At 45.7% G+C, this 24,950-nt stretch carries 23 protein-coding genes; 2 read left to right on the top strand and 21 right to left on the bottom strand.

Going from position 1 to position 24,950, the window contains the following annotated elements; all coding sequences use genetic code 11:
- Positions 1-12: 12 nt before the first annotated feature.
- From IL355_RS10570 to IL355_RS10560, 3 genes are all read right to left on the bottom strand, one after another.
- Entirely contained in the window at positions 13-1,377 is a 1,365-nt protein-coding gene (locus IL355_RS10570; RefSeq protein WP_099545066.1) for an HTTM domain-containing protein, read from the bottom strand.
- Between the two features lie 3 nt (positions 1,378-1,380).
- Positions 1,381-2,496: an imelysin family protein gene (locus IL355_RS10565; protein WP_099545068.1), complete on the bottom strand. Its 1,116-nt coding sequence runs from the start codon at positions 2,494-2,496 to the stop codon at positions 1,381-1,383.
- A gap of 78 nt (positions 2,497-2,574) precedes the next feature.
- The gene (locus IL355_RS10560; protein WP_099545070.1) at positions 2,575-3,795 is read right to left on the bottom strand and encodes a DUF4856 domain-containing protein; all 1,221 of its coding nucleotides are present in this window, start codon (positions 3,793-3,795) and stop codon (positions 2,575-2,577) included.
- Between the two features lie 139 nt (positions 3,796-3,934).
- On the opposite strand from IL355_RS10560, the gene IL355_RS10555 reads away from it, so the two are divergent.
- Complete coding sequence (locus IL355_RS10555; RefSeq protein WP_099545071.1) at positions 3,935-4,378, top strand: DUF3347 domain-containing protein; 444 nt, start codon at positions 3,935-3,937, stop codon at positions 4,376-4,378.
- A 322-nt stretch (positions 4,379-4,700) separates the two neighbouring features.
- A complete protein-coding gene (locus IL355_RS10550) occupies positions 4,701-5,186 on the top strand; it encodes a hypothetical protein (RefSeq protein WP_099545073.1) in 486 nt (161 codons plus the stop codon).
- 44 nt (positions 5,187-5,230) lie between these two features.
- Here the strand turns inward: IL355_RS10550 and IL355_RS10545 are convergent, their stop codons facing one another.
- The 18 genes from IL355_RS10545 to IL355_RS10460 form a co-directional block, all read right to left on the bottom strand.
- Positions 5,231-8,587: a TraQ conjugal transfer family protein gene (locus tag IL355_RS10545; RefSeq protein ID WP_192462071.1), complete on the bottom strand. Its 3,357-nt coding sequence runs from the start codon at positions 8,585-8,587 to the stop codon at positions 5,231-5,233.
- 11 nt (positions 8,588-8,598) lie between these two features.
- Positions 8,599-9,150 (bottom strand): conjugal transfer protein TraO, encoded by a 552-nt coding sequence (locus IL355_RS10540; protein ID WP_099545077.1) that lies wholly within the window; start codon positions 9,148-9,150, stop codon positions 8,599-8,601.
- Between the two features lie 90 nt (positions 9,151-9,240).
- Positions 9,241-10,230, bottom strand: coding sequence for a DUF4138 domain-containing protein (locus tag IL355_RS10535; protein WP_099545079.1), 990 nt, complete (start codon positions 10,228-10,230; stop codon positions 9,241-9,243).
- On the bottom strand, positions 10,227-11,231 hold the full coding sequence (gene traM / locus IL355_RS10530) for a conjugative transposon protein TraM (RefSeq protein WP_192462070.1): 1,005 nt from the start codon (positions 11,229-11,231) through the stop codon (positions 10,227-10,229). Before traM ends, IL355_RS10535 begins: the two co-directional genes overlap by 4 nt.
- A gap of 28 nt (positions 11,232-11,259) precedes the next feature.
- The gene (locus tag IL355_RS10525; protein WP_094997547.1) at positions 11,260-11,886 is read right to left on the bottom strand and encodes a hypothetical protein; all 627 of its coding nucleotides are present in this window, start codon (positions 11,884-11,886) and stop codon (positions 11,260-11,262) included.
- A gap of 8 nt (positions 11,887-11,894) precedes the next feature.
- Positions 11,895-12,800, bottom strand: coding sequence for a type IV secretion system protein (locus IL355_RS10520; protein ID WP_165776567.1), 906 nt, complete (start codon positions 12,798-12,800; stop codon positions 11,895-11,897).
- An 8-nt stretch (positions 12,801-12,808) separates the two neighbouring features.
- Positions 12,809-13,441, bottom strand: a complete 633-nt coding sequence (locus tag IL355_RS10515; RefSeq protein ID WP_099545085.1) for a hypothetical protein — start codon at positions 13,439-13,441, stop codon at positions 12,809-12,811.
- Positions 13,438-16,041: a TraG family conjugative transposon ATPase gene (locus tag IL355_RS10510; RefSeq protein WP_099545087.1), complete on the bottom strand. Its 2,604-nt coding sequence runs from the start codon at positions 16,039-16,041 to the stop codon at positions 13,438-13,440. The genes IL355_RS10515 and IL355_RS10510 overlap by 4 nt, the downstream gene beginning before the upstream one ends.
- The gene (locus tag IL355_RS10505; protein ID WP_099545089.1) at positions 16,026-16,349 is read right to left on the bottom strand and encodes a DUF4133 domain-containing protein; all 324 of its coding nucleotides are present in this window, start codon (positions 16,347-16,349) and stop codon (positions 16,026-16,028) included. Before IL355_RS10505 ends, IL355_RS10510 begins: the two co-directional genes overlap by 16 nt.
- A gap of 2 nt (positions 16,350-16,351) precedes the next feature.
- Entirely contained in the window at positions 16,352-16,708 is a 357-nt protein-coding gene (locus IL355_RS10500; protein ID WP_099545091.1) for a hypothetical protein, read from the bottom strand.
- Positions 16,641-16,868 carry a hypothetical protein gene (locus IL355_RS10495; protein ID WP_162987837.1) on the bottom strand — a complete coding sequence of 76 codons (228 nt, stop codon included), beginning with the start codon at positions 16,866-16,868 and terminating at the stop codon, positions 16,641-16,643. The genes IL355_RS10500 and IL355_RS10495 overlap by 68 nt, the downstream gene beginning before the upstream one ends.
- 125 nt (positions 16,869-16,993) lie before the next feature.
- On the bottom strand, positions 16,994-17,458 hold the full coding sequence (locus IL355_RS10490; protein WP_099545093.1) for a hypothetical protein: 465 nt from the start codon (positions 17,456-17,458) through the stop codon (positions 16,994-16,996).
- A gap of 2 nt (positions 17,459-17,460) precedes the next feature.
- Complete coding sequence (locus IL355_RS10485; RefSeq protein WP_165776568.1) at positions 17,461-18,135, bottom strand: ParA family protein; 675 nt, start codon at positions 18,133-18,135, stop codon at positions 17,461-17,463.
- Between the two features lie 242 nt (positions 18,136-18,377).
- On the bottom strand, positions 18,378-18,776 hold the full coding sequence (locus IL355_RS10480; protein WP_099545097.1) for a hypothetical protein: 399 nt from the start codon (positions 18,774-18,776) through the stop codon (positions 18,378-18,380).
- Positions 18,776-21,241: a type IV secretory system conjugative DNA transfer family protein gene (locus tag IL355_RS10475; RefSeq protein WP_099545099.1), complete on the bottom strand. Its 2,466-nt coding sequence runs from the start codon at positions 21,239-21,241 to the stop codon at positions 18,776-18,778. The genes IL355_RS10480 and IL355_RS10475 overlap by 1 nt, the downstream gene beginning before the upstream one ends.
- Before the next feature lie 45 nt (positions 21,242-21,286).
- Entirely contained in the window at positions 21,287-22,579 is a 1,293-nt protein-coding gene (locus tag IL355_RS10470; RefSeq protein ID WP_123803375.1) for a hypothetical protein, read from the bottom strand.
- 178 nt (positions 22,580-22,757) lie between these two features.
- Entirely contained in the window at positions 22,758-23,570 is an 813-nt protein-coding gene (locus IL355_RS10465) for a hypothetical protein (protein WP_192462069.1), read from the bottom strand.
- 119 nt (positions 23,571-23,689) lie between these two features.
- Positions 23,690-24,901: a hypothetical protein gene (locus IL355_RS10460; RefSeq protein ID WP_099545103.1), complete on the bottom strand. Its 1,212-nt coding sequence runs from the start codon at positions 24,899-24,901 to the stop codon at positions 23,690-23,692.
- Positions 24,902-24,950 lie beyond the last annotated feature (49 nt).

Raw genomic sequence — 24,950 nt, 5'->3', positions numbered from 1 at the left:
TTTCTGAATTGTTTAAAAACCTTTGATCTCATCCTTAAATTCCAATATCCAGTCCTTGGCTCCAAAGGACTCTTCCTGCTCCAATAAATTTACTTTTGGGTCAATATAAGGTTGGCTTAATCTGCCGTTGAGTGCTACATAACTTTCTACATAGACCGCTACATTTTTATGGCCCTGTGCTGTAAAATGTTTTCCGAGGAAATGGGCGTACTGAAGGATAAAATCGGGTTGGGTGCTCATCTGTTTTTCCTGAAATGTTGACAGAAAATCGGTATTGTCAACAAGGAAAGCTGCCTCCTTTTTTTTATCCACAATCTTAAATTGTGCATATCCAGCTTTTTCCATGAGCATTACGCGCCAAGAAAAGCGGTATCCCTCCTCGGTCCAAAAAAGCTCGTTTTTATAGAGCAGATAACGCCAAGGAAAAAGTAACTGAAAAGCAATAAACAAACCCACAATAAGCATTGGAGTCCTGGTTTTATTGCGATAGGTTTTATTGCGTATCCTTGCATCTGCTTTTTCCTTTTTAATCCTAAAAATAGTCGAAAGCGTTTTCAGTATTTTATGGTGGACTCCCGCATCGAAAAAAACGAGTGCGCTCACGATCATCACATAAGGGAACATACCTATGGGAAACAAGATGCGGGTCATCAAATGAAAAAATACCACCAGAGCGAAAGCTGACCAACGGGTGGGTTTATAAAATAACAAAAACGGTATTGCCAGGTCATAGGCCGCACCGCCCCAGCTAAAGGCATAGTGAAGCCATTCCCGCTGCATTAAGTTCCCCAACAGTGGCAGATCATATTGGGCCGGCAACCAAATCTTAAGCGGCATTGCCCGAATTAGCCAGTCGCTGTTCAATTTTGCCAAACCGGCGTAGAGATATACAAGTGCGATCAATAATTTTATGGCGTCAACGGTCCATCTGGGAACCTGTCCATAGGCCTTATCCCTATCCCGATGGGCATCCAATGAAAAGTAGGCATTTGCGGGGAGGAAGATCATTAAAAAACTAAGACAACTAATAAAATAGTAGTGGTTGAGGTAAGTGGTCTTATCCATCAACTCGATATAGGTAAAGCTTAAAAAGAAAAGTATGATCGCTATCCTGTATCGATACCCCAAGGCAACGCAGATTGCCGCAATACCGCAAATAAAGAACAATAAATAGGTGTAACCGCCCAAAGGCCGCACCCATTCAAACCCATAATATGAAAAAAAGAATTTGGGTTGAATGTAAAATTTATCGATCCAGCCATAGCTCCAAAAACGGACGATACCAACAAACATCATCAGTCCAAATAAAATACGGAAAGCCGCCAACGGGGCGGCATCTGTAGTTTTATTCCGGTATGCATTTATACGTGAAACCATGGACTAATCGCCATCGGCGTCTACATAATCCACATTTATGCTCAATGCCTGCAGCATATCCACTTTCAAGAGGATAACGTTGCGTTGTAGCTCATCATAGGTACTTAGCATTTTGGTGTTGTCGGTTTCAATCTGTAGGGCTAAATTATCGTTCAATTCGTTTGCCTGGGTATCCGCCGCATTGAACTGTGCATTGATAAGGCTACCTAGGTCCTCCCCGTTTTTAATACTGTTCAAAAAATCAAGATAGGTCTTAAAGCTTTCCCCGGTAGTATTGTTGTTAGAATATTTTCCGTTGAAAAAATCCTGGCTAGCCTTGATCGCCGTAAGTAACAGTTGTTTGGAAAAATCTTCTTTATAGCGGGCCTCTACATTTTCGGGTAGCGGTTGTTCAGAGAAAACACCTGCGGGTATTCCTACTTTGCCTGCGCGCAACGATTTTTCAAAATAGAAGATATAGTCGTTCGCCATTTTGTCAACAGATCCGGTTGCCGAAGAACTTGTATTTGCGACAAAACTGTCCCTAAAGCCTGCATTCCAATCATCGAGTATCATTGTGGTCAATTGCAGGATAGTTTCCGTTAGGGTGCCAAGATAATTTTTATAGCCCTGGGCATTGCCGTTCGTATTATAGAAGCTTACTATTTCAATATCTGTTCCGGCAAGGCCATTGATGAGATAATCTATAGCCGGAAAACCCTGTGCATCTATTGTTGACGGCAAGGCCAGATCGTAGGATTCGGCTGCTATAAAATTTTCTATTTTTTCGGTGTTTGACGGGTAAATATTCAAGCGGTTCCTGTACCGTATCTCTTCGGCCTTGCCTATTTCGAACATAGAGACCTTTTGAAAGGAAATGTAGGCAGTTGTCCACGAGGCGCGCAAACTCTGTAGCGTTGCCTCTGTCGGCCCATTTGTAAAGGCTGTTGCGGCATTGTTCAAGCTTTCTGCCTCTGTTTTAAAGGAAGTATAAGTGGGGACAATGATGTTATCTGCCCAATTTACGAGCATGGCGCCACGGTCAAAACCAGATTTGGGCGGTGCTATGGTCCCGGTCCCATCATCTTTTGAACAGGCGAATAACAGGAATCCAATACAGATAAAGCTCCAAAGTTTCATAACTATTTTTTTTGATTTTGGACCAACCGATTTGTCCTTTGTTGGGAAATCGGTTGATCCGGTTAATTCAACTTTTATTTAATTTGCGCTGGCTGCCTCGGTGACCGTGAAGTCGAATTTAGCGGCAATAGCTTCAGAAATACCGTCCACTGTTGATGGTTGAAGGTCCCAAAAACCATTGGGGCCATCTGCCAAGAGATCAGACGTAAAACCATCGACCTCGCTTTTGCTGAACAAGGAAGTACCCGTGTCCGGATTTCTAGTGAACCGTAAACTGAAAACAAAACCGTAGCCTTCGGAAAGGTTTTGGAATGCGGCCCCAAAATCCCCAATTGCGAGCAAATCTTTCCCTTGTTGGAGATAATATACGGAACGGATGGCGATGACCTCGGATATTTTTTGCTGTATAATGGCAGCTTGGGCGTCCCGCAGGGCATAATCTTTTGCCACTATGGCGGCACGGCCCAATTTAAAGGCGTCAAAAATGTCAGCAGCAATGGTAGAGAAATCCGGATCCCCGTTTACCGTGCCCACATAATCATTTAAAAAACTATCATCACTCCCAATGGTTGTGTTGGGGCTGGCCGGTTCAACAGATGTTCCGTAAAGATATCCATAGGCCTCGTCCCAATTATGTTCCATCGTGGTGAAGGCCTCTCCTTCTTCCGTGATCCCATTATCATTGTCCGCTACTTTGTTGTCAGCATCAAGAACAGCGGGGCTGAGATAATTGTTGAGCATTTGATCCGCCATGAGGGCGCCGATAAGACTTTTTGCGAAGATTTGCTTGTACACTAGGCCATTGGCGTTAACATAACGGGTTTTGGTACCATCGGCAAGTTGACCGGCACTGCCGGCTGCTGCCAAGACATCCTTATTAGGGAATACCTCATTGACTTGGCCTGAAATATAGCTGTCAAACAAAGCTTTGATCGCTGCCGCTTCTGTGGCATTGGCACTAAAATAATCTTGGGAAGCTGCGGTCTTGCTGCGTACATTTTTATCTGATGAATTTAAAACATTATCCGAAAAATCGGAGTTTCCTTGCTGGTGTGCATACATTGCCTGCAAGGATACTTCAGTCGTGTTTTCGAAATCTGTAAAGGCATTCAGGATTTCTTCGGCCATTAAAATACGGGTGGTCTGGCCGCTAAAATCCACTGTGGATTGTCCGTTTCGCTCAAAGGTATAGTTTGCAGGTACCTCAAGGTTTGATGTTTCAGTAATCGGGTCGTCATCAGAAGAACACGATGCAAGAATAAGGCTCCCTATAATAGCGGTAAAAAACAATTTTTTCATCTTTAAATTTATTTAGACTTAATATAAGTAAGTGATTATTTCGGCGACAAAAATAGAAATCAAAACGGAAAGAACAAACTTTATTTAGATTAAATATAAATAACAAATCATTTTTAACACGTGACGGCAGCAGTGTAAAATGGAACTTTCCAAAAACACTCAAAGTATTTTTCAAAAAAGCTTAAAACCGTATTTGAAAATGAAGGACGCTTTTGTTGACAGCGACGCAATAAACACTTCCGCTTTCGCAAAAGAAACACTGGAAGAAATCCAACTTATTCGGGAATCGGAATTGGGGACTATGGAAAAATCGCACGTTGCTAAAATCAAAAAGATGTTGGGGGCCATTTCCGAGAACGATGACATTGAGAACCAACGTAGCCACTTTGTGTTATTGAATCAGAATATGGTTCCCATTGTAATGAATATTGATAATATAGACCCAAAAGTCTTTATCCAAAAATGTCCAATGGCAAATAATAACAAGGGTGCATTTTGGATAAGTGCAGATACCGAAATACGAAATCCTTATTACGGGGATGCTATGCTTACTTGCGGAAGTGTGATTGATACGGTACAGTAAATCCCTCAAAAAGCATCTAAATAACTATAAAATTATTTTTTTTAATGCGACAGGCCATTTTCAGAATGCCTGCCCCTGTGCCTGCGGAAGTTAAAAACCCTTCGCCTCCAAGCCTGACCGAGCGAGCAAGCTGCGCTGGCTCGCACTCGGTCGTCTTTCCGGCTTCGGCTTTTAAACATCCTCAGCACCGCGCATAAAAGCATGGAGGCGCAAAAAAGCGCTCCATGCATTTATCTTGCCTACGCACAATTAATTTTGGAAATTCTTGTTTAAAATGTGTAATCCTTATTGATATATTTGTAGTAATCCTAGGCCAATTCCAATGAAACCAAATATTTTCATCTTTCTTGCATTCCCGATGCTACTATTTTTTTCGTGCAATAGCGATGATGACAGTGTCGCGGAATCGGATAGAGACCAAGCCTTGTTGGGTCAATGGGAATATGAGGCGATTGATTCCAATACGGCCGTGGACATCAACGGTGACGGTACGGTCAATGTAGACCTGTTCAACACCAACGAAATACGCCAATGCTTAAAGGATAATCTCACTTTCTTCAGCTCTCGGGGAGCTGAAGAAAAAGGTGCTTTTTCTATTAATGAGAACGGACTGTCCTGTGGGGAAGTACCCGCATTTCAAAATGTCGAGGACGATAGTTACGAACTAATTGACAACCGGATTATACGATTTGATAATCGTAACGATTGGATTATCGTGGAGTTTAGCCAAAACCGATTGGTAGTCGACCAAGAGGATTTTCTGGATGATCAGGACGTAGTGATTACCTATACTTTCAAGAGAAGCTAGTTTTAGTTATGTTTAGCTTACTGCATTAAAAGTGCTCTTGAGCCTCAAACTCTGACCACTCTCCCCGTCACTTTATCACTCCATTGGCCATTGGTATCCCTGACCCTGACCTCAAAGTCCTGATCAAGATATTTCAAACGGCTTTCTCGGGGTTCCTCTTCCAACATGAAATATCGATACACTCCACTGCCCGTGGCTTCGTTGTAATTGAACAATCGGGTATCCCATCGGTTGGTACTCCGGTTGAATATCCTGATTTCCACCTGGTCCAGCGTAGCACCGCCATAGGCCTCCGAGCACCCGATATCAAAACAGGTATAGATCCTGACTTGATAATCACAACCGTTCAATCCTCCGCAACTGACATTGTGCTTTTCCCCTTTGACCAATGCCACGGGCCTTCCTAAAGTGTCAACAAATGTGCTTCCGCTTTTGGAGTGTCCTGTTGAGTTCTCCACCTCAAAATCAATGGTAAACGTATTTGGGGTCTCTGGATAGAAAGTAAGGTTGGTACTACCATAATTCAATGGAATTGTTTCCCCCTCATCATATCTATTTCCGCCATAAAAGAAATAACCGACACGGTTTCCATTGAAAGAAAATGTCATTTGATAGGTCACCGCCGGATCATGGGTGCCAATGGCATTGGTAATGACCGTGATGTTAAAGGGTTCTTCTTCCAAACGTTCTCCGGGAGCCTGACTAACGGTTAACTCGAAAGGTTCCTCGTACCTTTCATAGTTGATATTGACATTGGCCGTTTTTTCCACATCTGATGAGGAGCGCACCGTAAAAGTGATGTTATGGTTGCCTTCGGTCATTCCGACATACTTTCCCGAAAATGCCCCAACGGGTACATCAAAACTTTCCCCAGCGGAATAGCTTGTGCCCGCATATTCAAAAGAACCGTTGTTACCATTTGCCGAAAAATACATCACGTAGGTGTCCCCACCGATTCCGATTTCGGAAATATTGAAGTTAACATCCACCTGTTCCCCGATATAGGCCTGCTGCAATGTGCCCGATGCGGTAAAGGTGTAATCCTTGGCCGCAACGTTTACCGTTATATCCACGGTTTTCTCCAATCCGGTATCGTTTCGGACCGTGAAAGCCATTCGAACGGTACTTTCATTGGTACCTTCGAGCGTCCAGTTAAAGTTGCCCGTATTAACATCATAACTGTTCCCAGGGCTTACCTCTATACCATTGTTGTCCCTGATGAGCGCATTGCCGTTCATACTGAAACGCATCGTGTAATCCGAAGACCCGACACTTTCCGAAATATTAAAATTGAGGCCAGTGGTTTCCCCTACGGTTATGTCCGATTTTTGGGTGCCCCCGGTAAAGGTAAAATCGACCTGGTCAAAAGTGATGGTAGTGTTGGCCGTTCGGGTAACGTCCGATCCCGATTCGACACTGAGAACGATATTATGCTGTCCGGGTTCCGATCCGGTATAGGAAATATTGTTGACCCCGGCACCCAAAGGAAATTGTTCCCCCGGACCATAGGTTATACCATTAATGGACATCGACCCGTTTTGACTAGAAGAAAAGAAAGCCGTGTAACTGTCGTTCGCTCCGTCGGGAACTTCGTCGATATCCACGATCATACCCACCGGAATGTTGGAAAACTCAGTAGCCTTGGACGGGGTCATATTGACCGTAAAGTCGTTGTTGCCAACGACAACGGTAACCTTATCTTCAAGAATCTGACCGTTGCTGTCACGAAGCAAAAAAGTTATTTCGTAGGTTCCTGCCTGGTGCCCAACGAAATCATACGCAAAGCTTCCCGGACTTACCGAAAAATATTGGCTAGGGATTATGGGCGAATTCCCATTGTACAATTGTGCGTCACCACCTGAAATAAAGTAATTCAGTTCATAGGAAACTCCATCGTAATCCCCTTGTTCGATAAGGCTCAATGAAATCGTACCACGCTGGCCTACCAATACCTCGTTGCTATTGGCCGAGGCATTGAATTCCAGTTCAAGGGGATTGGCATCCAGATCGATCTCCACAGGTCCGACCGCTTGCCCGTAATTGTCCGTAACGAGAAAATTGATGCGATGCGGGCCCAAGGTTTCCGGCGTATAAAACAATGGGAAATTACCCAAGTCGACCGGATAGTCGGTATTGTTCCGGATCGTATTTCCATTGACCCCAGTAACCCTTCCGTTTCCTTCTTCTAGGTCATAGGTCAGGAAATAATCGATATTGGATGTGTTACCGTTCGATTTAATGTTGAAATTAAGCTGTGTCCGTTGGTTTACGAATACCTGGTTGCTTTCCGAATTTCCGCTAAAAGTGAAGGGAATGTTGGCAATCTCGATCTCGACACTGTCCCTTTTCCTCTGGCCATTGCTGTCTCGTATATCAAAATAGATTTTGCGCTGCCCCAATTCATCGTCCTCAAAAGTATAGTTATAATTGCCGGGATCAATGCCGCGAAAAGTCCCGGGGTCCATGACCCCGCCATTCTGGTTCCGTACGGTTCCCGCGCCTTGGCTATCGGAAGAAAAGGAATGGCTAATATCATAGGTAACTTCGCTTTCCCCTTCCTGTGTCTGCAAATCGATATTGATTGCCAGGTTGGTGTCCAGCTCCACCTGTGAGGATGCCGCGGTTGCCCTAAATGTGAAATTGACATTTCCCACCGTCAGCAGCAACTCGTTCATCAGGGATGCCCCATCGGGAGCCTTCGCAATCATGGTCAATTTGTGCTCGCCCAAGGTTTCTGGTAAGTAGCCAAATTCGGTAACGCCCTTGGGCAACTTGAAGGGGGTTCCAGCATCGTAGGTAACATCGTCCAAATGGAGTTTGCCCGAACCATCTTCCAGTTGGTAGGTAATCTCAAATTCTTCGGTCGAATCCCCATCCGGAGCAACCGTGTTCTTGTCCCGTAACAAGGTTACATTGACGGGGTTCCGGCTATTGATAATGAAATCCCCGGTACCCTTGCCCAAGAGAAAGCTGAAACTGGCGTACTTGACATTGTAGGCCAACTCCAACTCCTTTTGCAATCGGTTTGAATCCCAGGCTAATACCTTGACTTTGTGCATACCCGTATCGATGGGCATATAGCGGTAAGAAAGGTCAAAATCCTTGACGGGGATGGTATCGTTTTCGCGGATGGTATCGTTTTCCGTACCTAAATAATAGCCTTTTCCGTCAAGGATATTATATTTCATGAAATAGGAAACGGTAGAGACCATCCGTTCGGGTTCCAAGCTGAAATCCGTTCTTACAGCTTCAAATACAAAGCCGTTTTCCTCGTTCGTGCCATGAAAAGTAAAATCAAAGGAATCCTGCACTATTCCTTCAAAGTCCTTGCTACAGGCAATTATAAATATCATGCATAGCGAACCTATGGCGGCTATGCGTTGTGGGGTATTGAATTTCATAACGTCGCTTTTTAAAACAAAAAATACCGTAGGCCGACGCCGACATACGGATAAAAATTTCCCACGTCCGAATTGACATGGTAGTATTCGTTGGCCTTGACCAATAGCGAAAAATCGTTACTTAGGCCTATTTCCATTTCCGCACCGAGATATAGGCCGTAAATAAATTGGCTTTTGCCATTGATAAGCGCACCGGTGGGCAGTTCATTGCTTCCGTTGTTGATGACCTCGTATCCGAACAGCCCACCGCCACCAAGGAAGAGACTAAAATTTTTTCTTCGAGGCGCCATGAATACACGATAGTACAGCCCCGGCTGGATAGTGAAAATATTATAGGGAATATTTTGGGCACCCTTGTCCTCGGCAATTGCGGCCAAAACACTTATCTGAAAATATTGGAACCGATTGGGATGAAAATTAAACGTTCCCATAATACCATAACCATCCTCGACATAGCCACCGCTCACGCCGACCGAAGAAGCAAGGTTGCCCCGCATTTGGCCTGAAACGGATGAAGCCACAAGACAAAATAGTACCGTAATGAAAAATAACTTTGTTCTCATCTATTTAAAATTTAGCCAACCAGTGATGACAGCCTTTTTATTATATCGGTTGGAGTTGGTCATTATCTTATAAATGCGCATTATGGCCTTTCATAATTTAAATCCTGATGGGTTATTGATGACAAGTTGGTCTATATCCAAGGATAGGTTTCTATTGCCCTTTTCTTCATCTAGGTCCACTACGAGGGACTTTCTCCGGTCAAGGGTAAACTTATCGAAGACCACCATAAAATAGTTCTCGGAATTCCCCTCGACCTTTTTGGGAACTTTATACCTGAACAAGGGCTTGTGTTCCGTCTTGACATTGCTCGAACTATTCTTGTAGTTGGTGGCGATGCTGAACCTTATAAAATTGACATCATAGTCTATATGTTCCTTGTTCTCCAAGCGAAACTGTAGGTATATTTCGTTATTCTCATAATACACGTTCTCCAGCCAGAGAAATACATCATCGTATTTGGAAAAATATCGGATGATCTTGCCCTTGTTGAACTGGTTGTAATAACATCTCCGCCGTATATATTCCATTCGATCCAAGACATACAATTCCTGGGTAAGCGGCAAGGGTTCCCCATCTATCTCCTTTTCGGGTATAACTTTAAATGTTTCCGTAACTGTTTCAGTGGCCGCTATGGTTTCCTTTTCCTTTATGACAGGATATGAAGCAAAGTCGGATTCATCCAATTCAGTAGCACTTTTTTTATGGGATAGCTCTTCGAGGTTATCGACCATGTCGGTGGTTATGGTCCATCGCTTCTTGGCGGGGATGTCCACCAGTTGCAGGATAAAATCATAGGCACGACCGTCACGGGTATAAATGGTATAGTTCGTAAAATCGGAGGTGTCGGGTGCCACATCGTTATAGATAAGCAAAACGATACGCTCTGAGGTTGCGGAAGCACTTTTCGTCGGAAAGGACTCCAAAAAATTCAGCTCCTTCCCATTAATGGAAAAATCATAAGGGGCGGGCAGTACCAGAATGGTCTTATAGTTCCTTGAAACCGCAATGGTGTCCATTTTCGCCATAACCGATAGAGACCCCAATAGCCCAATTATTGTAAGTACAGCTTTTATTTTCATTGTGTTGCCAATAAGAGTTCATAATCATCCATCAATAGGATTTTTTCTTTTTCCCGTAACCTTTTTTTTCGAAGGAAAGTCCCCAACCCTTGGGCGATGCCTTTTAAAACATCCGGTGCGCCGCTGGTAATTTCGTCGGTGGCCCCTCGCAGTGCATCGCCTCCCATTTCGGCCTTGTACTCCCTCCAGAGTTCCCCGGCCCTTTTGTTGTAGATTCCTTCCCTCCCATCGTTGAAGTCCCTGACGGAGATATCGACCGGATGGTGCTCGATATTGTCTATATCCAAATACACCCTATTTCCCTGTATGGAAGCCATAGCGTAGATGAAGGTATTTTTGGGAAATCGTTTATCACTAAGGACCATATCTTCCATGAGCAGTAGCCTTACATTCTCATTGGGCAAGATGAACTGATCGCCATATACGGTTGCCCTAAAGAAGATCGGCTTTTTGGTAACGGGCATCCGTTCCTGTTGGGGCCAGCGGTTGCCGGTCAAGGATTCCCCGACTATTTTCCTTTTTCCCTCCAGCAGCATTTCACGGTAGGCCAAGCGGTTCTCCACGAATTTTTGTTTCTGCTCCTCCGCGGTCATCCTGTTCTTCTTTTCCCTCTCCACGGTTTTCTTTCTATCCGGTGGGTCGGTCTCCATCGTTTCCTGGAGTTTAGTATCCAAGGATAGTCCTTCCAATCGCTTCAAGATTTTTTGGAGCGAATCGTTTTGCGAATCGTTCATCTGGGTCATGTCCGGTAAGGACGAAGATTTCACTACCTTTTTCTTTTCTGTTGAGTCCTTTAATTTCCAAGGCTCGGCGATAGCTTCGGATTCCAAGGTCGGAACCTTGCCGGGAAGATCTGGATTGAAGCCATTCGTGGGATCGGTAGTGTCGCCGAGCCCCATTTGGAAATCCTTGACGTTCTCAATGACAAAAAAACTGGTCAGTACCAGAATAAAAGGTAGGGCCATGGCAAAATTTCTGTGCCTTACGACCCATCGCTTCAAACGCTTTATGTTGCCATTGAATTTCATGTTACCTACGCTCGAGATCGGAATTGTCCACGACCTCAAAGTCGATAATCTTGATTCCGTTCAGGTTGTTCGGGGTAATGCCCGCTTTTTTCAGGTGCCCCTTAGTGACCAAGTTCCTATACGTTGTGGATTTGCCTTTTTCTATGGCCTGTTTGCCGTAAAAAGTAAACGGAAACGGATAGGTTGCATAGTCGATTTGAATCGAATCAAGTTCCACAAAGTAGTGATAGTCACGCATTACCACATCATGGAAGTATTTTTTTTCGACCAAACGGGCATATAAACGGTTGCCTGACCAATCGACCATGAACAAGGCTTTTTCCTCTATGTTTCTTTTGATCAGGTTCAAATCGGGTTCCAACGAGAAAAACAGTTCATGAAAGTTTTGGACGTGACCTTCGCAAAGAATTTCGAGGTTTTCCTTGGCATCCCTGATCGGTACCATGGGGAGGCGTTGCCCCCCATGCAGCACATAGGCGTTATTGTTGGCACGCTCATGGGCCGATACCACGAAATAGATGGCAATCGCGAAGACCGCTATCATCAAGATCAGGCAGCTATAGACGAGCCTGTTGTTGTGCCTTCTACTTTGGGCGATATCATTGAATATCTCGTATTTTCCTTTCATAATCCTAATTATTGCGTAAGTGTCCTAACCGCTTTTGTGGCCCCGCCGCTCTTTGCATCGATGACCGTTTGTATCGCTTTTTTGCCATAGTGCTTGGGCTTGGAGACGATGCCACCGCCCGAAATGTTGAGTCCCTGCACTACAAAGTTGGCTAGTGTAGGGGCCTTGATATAAAAGAAGGAGGTCATCAAGATTAGGAGGGAGGAACTCAAGATCAATCCGAGGTCGTAGGCACTGTTACGCAACAAATGGTCCACGAGCGCATCGACAAGATTGACCATGAACATATCCACTACATACAACATGGGAAGCCATAGGCAGAGGCTCATGAACTTTTGCAACCATGCTTTCCAAAGGCCCGAAATGGCGGGAATGAACGAAAGCCCGATATTGATAGGCCCGAAAATGATAAGAATGAACAGGTAGATGGTGGCCAATGCCTTGATGCCCACGAAAATCAACGTCGAGATGATGTGGGCAAAGGCCGTTATGGAACCGGCCAAACCGGTAAGGGCAAAGGATTGCAGTCCATCGATATCCATGCTGAACATGTTCCATTCCACCACATTGTTGGCGGCCACATCGATCTGGGCCAGGGCCACCTTTTGCCCGATGGTATCCCAGTTCTTTTGGGTACTGACAAACGAGGAGCCGAGGTTGCTATAGAATTCAAAGATGGCGTGTGCAAACTCCGAATAGTTGAAAAGGATGAACATCAACGGAAACCACTTTAGGGCCTTGAACACATCGGCACGATCATTGCCCACAAAATGCATGATGGCGAAAATGCCCAACCCGATCTTTGCCATTTGAAAACCAATGCCCAAGGTGGGCCCCAAATTCGCAAAGGCATCATCGATATATTGGTCGAATATCGTGTTGACCGTTACCCTAAAACCTGTATCCGATTGCATAACGTACATCAATTGGTCTTGATCAAGGAATAAACCGCTTTGCGGTGTTCGTTTTTTTGCAAGAGCGAGGTATTGACCTTTATGATGGTTTCCAGCACGCTGTCCATTTTGTCCAAGATTGACCGTAGTGCCGAAAGCCGGTCGGCCGATTCGATGATTTCGCCCGTGGAGGCGATATGCGATCCTTGGGAGACCAAGGAGGTAACCTGTACCAGGGCATCGGCCAAGGTTTCGGTCGCCCTTTCCTTTTCTACCTTTTCCAGATTGGCGAAAGAGCGCAGATTTTTCTGAGTACCCTTATAGGCTTCCACGATCTTGTCCTTCAGGTTATAGAGTTCGGTCATTTCGGGACTTCCCATGACATAACTGGCAGGGGTCCGTTTTGCCGTAAGGTCCTGGCTCAGGATCTTGGAGGCACTGGAATTGACGGTAACGTTTCGTTCCATCTGTGCCAAAAGCTTGCCCATGGTCGAGTTCAACGTGACCAGTTGCGAATTCAATGTTGCCACATTTTGATTGAGGATTACCAGTTGGGCATTGGCCGCCACATCGGTCACGGGAATCTGAGCGGACCCGAAATAAGGGAGTAGCCCGATTAAAATTCTTAGGTAAACAATTCTTGGTTTCAAGTATATCATCATTTTCTATTTTTAGGGTTAATGTCGCTGCCGTTCAAATTCCCAGAACCGGATTCCACCAGTTCGTTTTGTAGCTGTTTGTAGGCGTTGGCCGTTCTTTGCCAAACACGACCGTGTTTTTCGTGGAGACGGTTGATCTTTGCTTTTTCGTTGGGGTTGGTCTCGAACAGGCATTTGGTCGGCAATGAGGTTTCCAATCCGAACACCTTGACGCGGTCCTTCCAACAAATGGCCATTTCCCTTAGCTTTCGGCCCATGGGCAAATCTTTGTTGATGGATAGGATCAGTTGCTTCTGTTTCTCGTTCAGGCCCAATAACCGTTGGATCTCCCCAAAGGAATTGCCGAACTCGCCGAGGTCAAGCAATACTTTGATGTGGCTGTTGACTACGATGGTATTGCCTATGTATTTGGATTTGACAAAATCGCTTACCTTTTGCGAGATAAAAATGGGCTGGCCCCCATATTTCCGGGCCATTCTGGATTTGGCGTCAAAATAATTGGCCATTATCGGATTGTCGAACAGGTTCCACGCCTCGTCAACGACCAATATTTTGTTTAAGGAAAGTTTTTTTGGATCCTTCAGTTTTTTGTCGAACACATCGATCATCAGGAACGCCAAGATCGGAAAGAGCTGTTCGTTTTCGATTAGGTTTTCGAGTTTGAAGTAGACCAACCTTTCACGGCCCAATTGGGCTATCCTTTTGTCCCTACTGTTCAACAGGTATGCCCTGGGGCCATCGTGGGCATATTTGCCCAAGAGCAGTAAAAACAGATTGGGGTCGAAGACTTCCTTTCGTATGCCCTTGGAATCCATAAGTCGCTCCAAATGCCTTTCCGAATATTCATAAAAAGTATTGAAGGAGTTATCGGGACTATCCTTGATAAACTGGTCCCGATAATATCCCTGTACCAACAATTCAATAATGGTCTGGATCACGGCACTGTCATGACCGTCGTCCATTGCATTGTCCTTTCGTCCCAACAGAAGATAGACCAATGCGATAAGCTGGGTCAGCTTGTGCTCGGTAAGCATCTTTTGGCCATCTTTTTCTACCATATCCCCTGAATCCAGCATAAAGGGGTTGAACGTAAAGGGATTTTTGTCGTCGTTCTCTATGACGACCCCGTCCAGATGGTCCAACAACTTATCATAGGAATTCCCGTTCTCAAGAATGAGGATTTCCGCTCCCTCGCGATATTCGGAGAACAGATAGGCATTGGCATAAAAGGTCTTTCCGCCACCGGAACCGGAGGCGATGAGCATGCCCCGGTTAAAGATCCAGTCCTTTGCCTCGGGATCGCGGTAGAGACTTACCAATAATGGTTTTCCCGTGGCCCTATCGACCATGCGCAGTCCGTGGGGGCCGTGCATCCTGTTTCGATATCCACCTTCAAAATACCAGAGACTGGCCGCCATCTCCGAGGAAAAGGGGCTGAAGAGTTCCATGCTCAACCCAATGCCGTTGCCAAGGATACCCCCGAAAAAGAGGTTTTTTCGGTCCACGGTATTTTCCTTGGCATGGATGCCCAGCTTCCGAAAAGCCGACCGGATGGAATTGCACATCGACCTAAAGGATTTTTTGGAGCTAGAAAGGCCCAATACGTTCAAGTGATAATAGACCAGTTCCTTATGCTCGTTCAGGATATGCTGCTGGAACTCATAGATTTGGTCCCGGTAGGTACTGTTCTTGTCCCCCTTGCGGTTGCGGGCATATTTGTCCAGACGTTTGGCCTTCGACCTAAGTTTGGCCATGGCCTTCTCCTTTTCGGGGGTATAGATATATTGGTTGACAATATGTTCCTGCGGAATCCTGAACCCCAAGGAAAACAGGTTTCCTATAGGAAAGAGGTTGTCACCGGTGCTGTATTTTCCAAAATATTCGTGAAAGGCCATATCCTCCTTGGAGAACTGGTCCAGGTTTTCCAAAGTAAAGTACTGTCCCTGTTTGTCGCCGACCCGCAGCCCGTGTTCGGAAAAGTCGATATCCCTTCCCGTACCTTCCCCGTAGCGCGCTTCCAGATAACAATCGTAATAGCCCGCTCGACCGAAAAGTCCCTCGGAATCAAGGATTTTCGAGCTCATCAGGCCCGAATCGTTGATAAGATCGTTGACGGCACCGACCCTGGCCTCGAAATCCGCCATTGTGTCCCCATCGAGGTATTCTTCGGGAACATAGCTTTGGCCATAGAACCGGCGCTCCTTTTTTAAGAAGGAATTGGCCCCGATAGGCGTGCGGCCGATATAGTTTTTGGGCACTTTATGGATGGCTAGATAGCACCGGTGCTCCAAAAAGGGCCTGTCCTTGAAATAGCGTTCGTCCTCGGTCTCGAAAAAATCCCGTTCCAATCGTTGTCGGTCCATGGAATAGGTTTCCCCGAAGAAGAGGTCCTGTTTGTGCAAAAGACAGTTCTCGCCCAGGATTTCCAAGATACCCGAGACCATCCGGTTCAGGTTCAGATAATCCTTGCTGTCCAAAGTGTAGATTTCGGGAAGTTCCAATTGCAACGGAATGCTCAGGCAACCCCGTTCCTTGGATACCAAGATCGGTGCCTCATAACCGTAAATGGGAAAGGCATCCAGAAGATTCAATCTTTTTTCCATAGCACCAAATTTTTTTTGTTGACATGGCCCTTAATGGTATCCGGTCCCTTTCTGTTCGCTCGGGACTTGATAAAGCCATTTTCCCCATAAGCCTTTGAATAGAAAAGCATGAGTACGATATAGAGGGCCGCGGTACAGAAGGAAAGCAAAAGGCTCAGAAAGGTCGGGATGACCGTGCTGAGGAACAGCCCTACCATCAGGGATAGGAACGAGCCCTTAAAGGCTTGGTCCACATATTTAGCGCGAAGCCCAAAGAAGGAGACGTCCTTTTGCAGGGCCTTTGGAATTTTGACCAGCTTGTTTTCCATGATCAGTTGGCCAAGTTTTCCCCGATCTCAATAAGGCCGTAGAAAATAACGAGCCCGACAATGGCGTTGCCCACTTTACGCGCCATGTCCTGGTTCTGTTCCCTGATGATGAGAAAGGCCAGTGCCGCGATGGCCAGAAGTACGCCTGCGGCAATCTTGATGATGCGGAAAATACTGTTCCCTATCTGTGCCGTACCCTGTTCCGCCTCGTTGACCTGATCGACCAGTTCATCGATCTGGGCAAAGCCGGCCGAATGGAAAGCAACAACAAGAAGTAGGGTCAGGAAGACGTTAATCGGAGTCGTCCACCTCCGGTTCCGGAGGGGACTCGGAATTTTTGATAATCTTGAATTTTTCATGTTCTGGAATTAAGGATTCATTCTGAACATCTTTATCGGACGCATTGAAAATATCCAACAGCTCGGAGCTGGTTTCATTCTCATCGACACGGTTGAGTAACTGGTCCATATCTTTATCCTTTGAAGATGTGTTTTTTACAAATATATGTGATTTTTGCATATATGAATCATTTTCCTGAACATTTTTTTCGTTTTTTGATTTTTTAAGTATGACAAAGACCCATAGGTACCACAACAGGCACAGGATACCGATGACGGCATAGACGATATGTTCCCACTGCCAATTCAAATCTTGTCGATAATTCGTTGAAGTTCCCGAATGTTTTCTTGATGGTAAAGCTCCAAGGCCTTTCGCATGATATCGTTGCGCGAGACCTTTTTTTCCAACTTGTAGCTGCATGCGCTGGCCAGTCGCTCATAGTCCTCAAAACAGGTCTTGCTCAACCTAAAGATAAATTGCTCCTTTTTGTCGATATAATTGTTTTGTTCCAGCAACGTCTCGAGATCCGTTACCTTCTTTTGTTCCCTACGGCTTAACTTTGCCAAGGGAAATGTACGTCCCGTGGCCCCACGCGTGTTACCACCTCTAACGTAGTCATCGTTTCTTTTGTTTTTCCGGATTGGACTTTTTCCAACTTTTCCGACCGTGCCGTGCCGTTGTTCCCTAAGTCCCTCGACCTCTTCCTTGGTATCCGTATTCTCTAGGATGGCCGATTCCAGCAAGTCCTTAACGTTTACTTTTTTGCCCATTTTTAATTTTTTGAAATTCTCATGACCTCTTCCATAAATCGTTTTAGCCCCAGTTCCCCGTTCTCTTTTGTCGGGGGAATGGGAATCAGGGTATTCCGGTATCGCTCCCTGTACACGGTCCGTTCCATGACGACCTGTTCCATCATGGGCATTCCCGCCTTTGCCAAGGTTCTCCTCACCGCATCGAACTTATTGACCTTGACCAGCTCGTAGCGGTTGAAGAACAGGTTGACGGACCGCAGTACCCGATTTTCGTTCCATAGATAGTTCCGTTGCAGTGTTTTGTAGAACACCGCCGTACTGTCGATTTCCAGTTCGTCAAGGAAAAAGGGAATGAAGATATGTTCGACATACAGCAGCCCCCTTACCATTTCCTCGTTAAGGTTTCCGGGGAAATCGACGATGATAAAATCCACGGTACCATAATATTTTTTGATCAACGGTTCCAGGGTCTGGACCGTTGCCCGCTCCACGGGAAATATCGGCATTTCGGTCGAACCTGCCTGTCCAAGATCTCGGTTCCGCTTTTTGTAAACCGAGTACTGGGGATTGTCCATATCGATCAATACTACTTTCTTCCCGTACAGGTGGAAAAGGTTGGTGGCCAAGATGATATTCAGGGTCGTCTTGCCACAACCGCCCTTTTCCCCCGTACATGAAATTATTTTTGTTTCCATAAATATACTTTTTAAAACCATAGTATCATATGGTCATATGACCATATGAACATTTGATGCTATATCCCTATATAGCATTGAATATACAGTGCATTATAGGTTGCTATATAGCAATGATTGTATAATGCCATGGACATTGGTATATAGCCATGAACAAAGCATAGGTAGGTCTTCGCAAACAATAATGGGGATATTGGACCAAGAACCCTTTTAACGGCAAGAAATTACGCCGAATGCAAAATTTACAAGGACGATTTGAATTCCTTCATGGCCTCTGAAACCCGTTCCTCCAGCTCAAGGTATTTCTCACGAAGCCCTTCTTGGTAGACCATATTTTCCCCAAGGTTACGTTTTTGCACGAACTCGTTATCGGGTAACAGAATCCAAATGGGATTATAGCCCAAACTGTAGAAATAGAGGATGATCTTGATGGAATTGACCATTGAGGAACCGCGCTCCACATTGGCCAAAGTTGTACGGTCCATGTTCAGGTAATCGCTCAGATTGGTCATCGAAAACTGACTGAACCGTTTGTCTTCGACATCGTCCAATTCCACCAGTTCAAGACGTATTTCCTTTAAGCGTTCCCCGATATACCCCAAATCCTTGGAGTCCAGATTGATGATCGATTCAATGTCCATTATTCAAAATTTTCTATGGGATACGAGGAAAATTCCTCTTCAAAATTATACTCCGTCTCTTCCTGCAAAGCTGCCAAACTTTGGGACAGGGACCCATCGAGTTCCTTCCCGAAATCGTCCATGAATTTTTCTACGGCCGCCTCGGAGTTGTCGATTGATTTTGCAATTTCACCATTTATTTTCTTTTCGTCAAATATGGCGCTCTCAAGCTCTTTTCCCGTAACGGCCTTATATTCCTCTTTTACCAAGCAGTCCACTTCACCGATGATCTTGTCGAATTCGGCCTGGGCCACACGGTCCATTTCCGTACGTACCAAAAATTCCTCCACAATATAGGCCAATAACCTTTGCCAATCGGCACCCCTTGGACCAGTATTCAGTAGTTCCAGAATATCCTCCCTGAAATCGAACAGGCGAAGCTCCTTGACCACATCCTTAAAAATTCGGCGTTTGGTACCATTGGTAAATGCATTTTTGGCCGTTTCTTCCAGACGCGTACCATAAAATTCGATGTACCCGATTTCCTTGGTAAACAAGCCCGAGACGTTCTTCTGTAAATCCAGTTCCTCTATGAGCTTCATCTGCGCTTGGAACAGTTCCCCGAAATTCTCCGGTTTGAAATCCTTGACAACGGGCAACTTGTGTTTCATGGCCCTTCGCTTGCCTTCGATGTCGGGGAGCAACTGGCCATAACATTTCTTTTCCTTGATCTGATGCTCGAAAGTATCGGCCACCAACCCTGCGAAATGTCCGGTAGACATGGATGCGATCTTGCTCTTGGGCAATAGCTCCATCATCTGTGTGCTCAGATTGGTGCTTACATCGGAACTGCTCGTGTTCTTTGAGACCTTTTCTTGATGAATCTTTCCGAAAAGCTCGCTCAACCGTTTGGCCGTCTCGCCTTTGGCCGCACCACAGATAAGGTTCGCACAGTTGTCATAGATGACATCGGCCAGTTCCCGGCCGTAATCCAGGATAAGCTGTCCGACGCTCTGAAGCCCCAAAATGGTGGCGATCTTGTTTTCCCTCCCGGTATCGATAATGGTCCGCAATAACATGATGAACAAGGTGGGTACCTCGTCGATAAGTAACGCCATATGCCGCTTGCCCGGTTTGTTTACCCGCTTGAGAATAGTGTTCATGTACAGGCCCAAAGGTGCGGAATAAACCTCTTTCCGTTCGGGATTGTTCTGTAGCGATACGATTTTGGGATATCGGGCGTCATTTACTTCCAGACTGAAGTCATTGCCGGACATCACATAGAAGATTTCCTTGGTCGCAATACTCGAAAGGCTTATCTGGACCGTACTGGTCTGGCCAGACAGTTGTTCCATGGCCTCCTTTTCCAATGCGTCCCGAAAGGGCACCAGTATTTGGCGTACCTCTACGTCCTTGGTCATGATTTCCATCAATATATCGATCTTTACGGTGGTCAGAATGGCCAAATGCCCCGGGGTACAAAGATATTTGCCGGTTTCTTCCGATTTTTTCTTGAGGTACCAGATACAGCCCCCTGTATAACTGATGGCACTGCGTGAAAAATAGTCCTGTCGTTTAATCCATTCGGGATTGAGGTTTTTCATAAGGGTCGTGGCCGTATCGATGGCATCCGACTGGTTGACCAGGCCATAGGGATCCATGGGGTTGTTCCGATGGGTCATCCGAAGGTCATCAAAACAGATACGGTAGAGCTTAGGGAAGGGTATTTCGGAATCGTTGCCGTGCTTTTTTATGGCCTCTTGTAGATAACCGTACGCCTTGCGGGTCAGCGTATCGAACTTAAAATCGTAGATGACCATGGCGTATTTCTTGTCGATGAACTGGGCCATGATTTCCTCGATAACGGAAAAGGATTTGCCGCTCCCCGGAGTGCCGATGACCAACAATGCCCTGAAAAGATTGACAAAATTGATCCATCCTTTCAGTTGTTTCCCATTGTGGGAATAGGTGTACGGGATGTTGGCGGAATAGGGCGTGTCTATCCGTGTCCCCGTCTGCTCGAAGGTTTCCTTCGTATCGTTAAAGGGGTCATTTATTGCCAAGTTCATGAAGTCCAAAAACTGGAACAATCGCATCCCGAAGGTCATCAATCCCAAGTAGGCCAATGAAAGAAATATCATGGAGGCCCACATCCCCAGCTCGGAAACACCGTGGCACCACCAAGAAACGAACAGCAAGGCCAAGGAAACGAGAAAGCCCGTAATACTTTTTCTGCGACCGACTTCCTCTTTTTTGACCGGACGGTACATCATGATACCGCCCATCAGAAGTCCCAACAAGAGCAGACGGGCGACCATGCCTTGGGACGGTAGCCCGGACCGTACCAGAAAGGAATGGATGCTATCCAAGAATCCCTGATGCCCGTAATGGAATATGTACAGGGCATATTGCTCCCGGAACAGGATAATGGCGAAGTGGAAGGCGGATAGGTACATGCCCATATAGCCCTTGTTCTTATCTTGCATGCCCTTTTCTTTTTTGGGTTTTCCTCGGTCTGTCCATGACAGTCTTTAAAGTAGATTCACTAGCCGACAACTGGACTTTTTTTTTACCGAGATCAGTTCCTCGTTCCAATCCTTCATGGTGGGGCATTTGTCCATTTTCAGGATGCCCGATGCGAAGCATTTTGAAAGTGCCTCCACTGCCAGCCGCCAATAGGTTCTGGAATGTTGGGGGAGGGAGACTATCCTTTCCAAATCCAGTTCCCAAAGCACCTTGTCGCGATAGCAGATGGCTTTTAGAAGACCTTCGGGCATTCCGTGGGAACCTCTGGAAATCCGTTCATTAATGTAATCGGTATCCCGTTCCATGATAGCAATGGATTTGGAAAGATAGTTTAGTTTCAAACGCATCACGGGGCGTTTCCAATCCGTTTCGATGAATACCCGGTTGGACTTTCGATTGATCCAATGGCTCAAAAGAATAAGGTCGTAGCGCATCCCCTCGATATCATGGTCAAAGGCCAAAAGAAGAGGGAGCGTATGGGAAGGGTCTACCGTACGGTTCCATTGGAGGAACTGTTCGAGTTTCCGCTCGTCGATATGGCCCGACATGGAGATGTAGAATATTTTTGGGCAACCGTGTAGTTCATGGTAGGCCATGGCATCGAAACCGCTCTCGACACAAACTATTTTTTCCGCATTGATATTTGGATTGGAAACGAAAAGGTATTCATAACGCTCGTTGAGGAACAACCGGAACTTTTTCACCTTTCCGTCCTTTCTGTCCCGATAGGGCCTATTATAAAGCGTATAGTTCTTGATGTTACCGTCCAATCCATATTTGGGAAGGGCGATATTGGCGATGCGGCCCTTGTTGTCACTGACGTGGAAGGCATTGAAGATCCTGCCCTTGAAGGCTTCGGATTGGAGGGTGTTTATGGAGAGTCCGCGACCTTCCATTAAATAGTTCGGTCTGGTTAAGGGACCGATACGATAACGATCTTCCAAGCTGATGCGCTTGTTGTTCTTTTGGCTCACCTTAACGGTGGTTGGTTCGGGATAATCCCTTTGGATGATGCCCAGTCCCTGTTTTACGGCTTCGTAAAAATTGGCGGAGCGTTTGTGGAGGTATTTGAAAAATCGCCCCTTGTCCGAAGAGTCGTTGCGATTGAAATAGGTTACGGGATTTCTTTTTGTCTGTAGGACGAGGCGTTCCGCCTCCTTGCCAAATTCCTGTGAACCCGAACTTTTCTTGAGCAATTGGTAGCCCTGTGCGATCAGGTATCCGGGAAAATCGACCTCACGATCGATCTGGGCGATCAACCGTTTGTAGTGCTCCGGATTTTCGGCATAATTTTTCATATAGGCATGGTTTTTTTGGGAGCATTCCATGTGGATATGTCCCAAACTTTACTCTATATTTTAAATTGATTTCATTAATAATACCTCGTGGGTCTCCCCCCGCGTTGTTAACTTTTGTAGAGAGTATCGATGAAAAGAAGGCCGTCCGTAATGGACGGCCCTTTGTTTGGTCAATCGGTCAGACTTTCATGCCTCGGCTGCGCGACTTTTTTTTTTCGCCGGGGTTTACCTCAAGCTTTTTGGCCTTTTCCAAATCGACTTTTTTGGTGATAAAGGTCTGCCTACGGGGGGACCAGGATACCATATATGGTTTGTTCCCGTGGACTTTGCTCTTTATGACCATTTCGAGTTCCTGGCCCCTGTTGAGCACATCGGCCTGTTTCGCCGTCAACTTTTGCCCATAAAAATAGGTGTTCGTGGAAAGTGCCGGTTTGGTACGGATATCCTGTACCTTCGGCTCGTAATAGGCCAGTTTTTGGAACACTTCGCCGTCGTTGGTGCTTCCCTGGAACAGCACAAACTCCTTTTTGTCCACCATGCGCTCGAACTCGTCGGCACTGAAACTATGGTTATAGGCCCATGCATCGTCCAAGGTCACCATTTCATTTCTTCGGAACTGGACATCCATTCGGGAACCCAAGTTCCGGTCATAGACCATCTGTATCATTTTCGCACTTTCCTTGAGCTCGCCATCAGAGATATAGGTGGACTCGTGGAAATACTCCTGTCCCTCGGTCAGATTCGTGCGTACATTCGGGGCGAGCTTCTTATAACTGATGTACTGCCCCTCCAATTGTTCCCTGACATCCCGATAGGCGAATTTCTGATCCTGGGATTCGATAGGTTCAAACCATTTCTTGTTTCTCGTCAGCTTGAACGACTGTCCATCATTGGTCATAACGGACACCTTTCCGTCCTTTTCTCCGGTTACGGTCGCTCGCTGCCACCGTTGGTTTACTTTTACGAAAACCTTCTCTGCTTGTTTTTCCATTTTTCAAGTTTTAAATTAAGGATTAATAAACAATTGTTAACTTTGTAATTCTGGATATGACATTTCCATTTTTCATGTTCGGAATTAAGGATTGAAGGGGGCGGGAGCGCCCCCTTTATTTATACGGCCATCCTAAAAGCCTTTAATTTTTCTGTTCCGCCATAGGCCCCGTTCGCTTCGAACTCCAGCCTCCAATTGGTGTGTACCGGCTTAACGATCTCAACGGTCTTGTCCATATAGTTTCGGTAATAGCTCCAGAGAAAATAGCGAAGTGCGTTGACCTCAAAGGGAATACGGCACGATACCCACTGCTTTTCCTTGGTCAGCACGATGCTCTTCCTGTTAAGGAGCGATTGGTCGGGAACTTTGTTGTATTTGATATATTCCTTCGCCAAGCTTCCGTTGTATTTCAGTACCTCATTGTGCAGCTTCGCCAACGGTTTCTGCCCTTCGGGATCGAAGCGGACGGCCAAATGGTCCTTGCCCACCCTGAACAGAAAGCGCGAATCGTTGATAAAGGAAATGAGCATCAGGTCATGGATATAGCCCTCGATCTTGGAGGATCCGGTAAAACTGAGCACCATTTTTTTCAGCTTCGTACGCTTCAGAATCTGCACCAGTAGTTTTGAGGTGTCGTAATTGATGTTGGATATCGTAAGGTAGACCACATTCTCCAATCGGAACCTTCGATGAAAGGCCATGGCCTCCATGGGGTTGCGGAGTACCACTAAATGCTTGATGGTATCGGGGACCTTACTGAACCAAACGGATTTGGAAATATCGCTTTCCGCTATCAGGGAAAGCTTCCCTTCCTTGTCCATGGCATATCCCGTAAGGGTGTTGGCTAAGTTTCGATAGGGGAAATACAATTGGCCCTCCGGATTTTCGTAGATACAATCTTGGAAAATGTCGGAACCGACGCCTGCTAGGATTTTCGGCCTTAGGGAAAGTTCCTCGGTCAGTGCTTCAAAATGATTGAAACCGATGTCAACAACTTCAAGTGAATTTTTGGAGCCGTCATTTAGAAAAAATTCCGATTTTTTTTCAAGCTCTACATAGAAATCCTCGATTTTAGTCCACAGACCCGTTCTCGCCTCTGCATCCGTTCGGGAAAGCCGTTCCAATATAAAGTCAAAAACGGTCAGTTTTGTCTTGGGTCCGCTCGGTTTGTAATAGCGATATCCGAACTCGGTCCTTATGACGATATACTGCTCCTTCCCGATTTGGTAGCATATAATGGTACTCGTTTTTCGTTGCACCACAAGCCCAAAATAATCCATTAGGGCCGGTAGATCCAGCGTTGCATCAAATTTTCGCCATGTGTTATTCATATTTGTAAAAATTACATATATTTGCAATAATTACTACAAATATAAATAA

Origin of the sequence: Euzebyella saccharophila (assembly GCF_014855495.1) — a bacterium.
Taxonomy (GTDB): domain Bacteria; phylum Bacteroidota; class Bacteroidia; order Flavobacteriales; family Flavobacteriaceae; genus Euzebyella; species Euzebyella saccharophila.
This window is presented reverse-complemented; position numbering and strand designations above follow the sequence as displayed.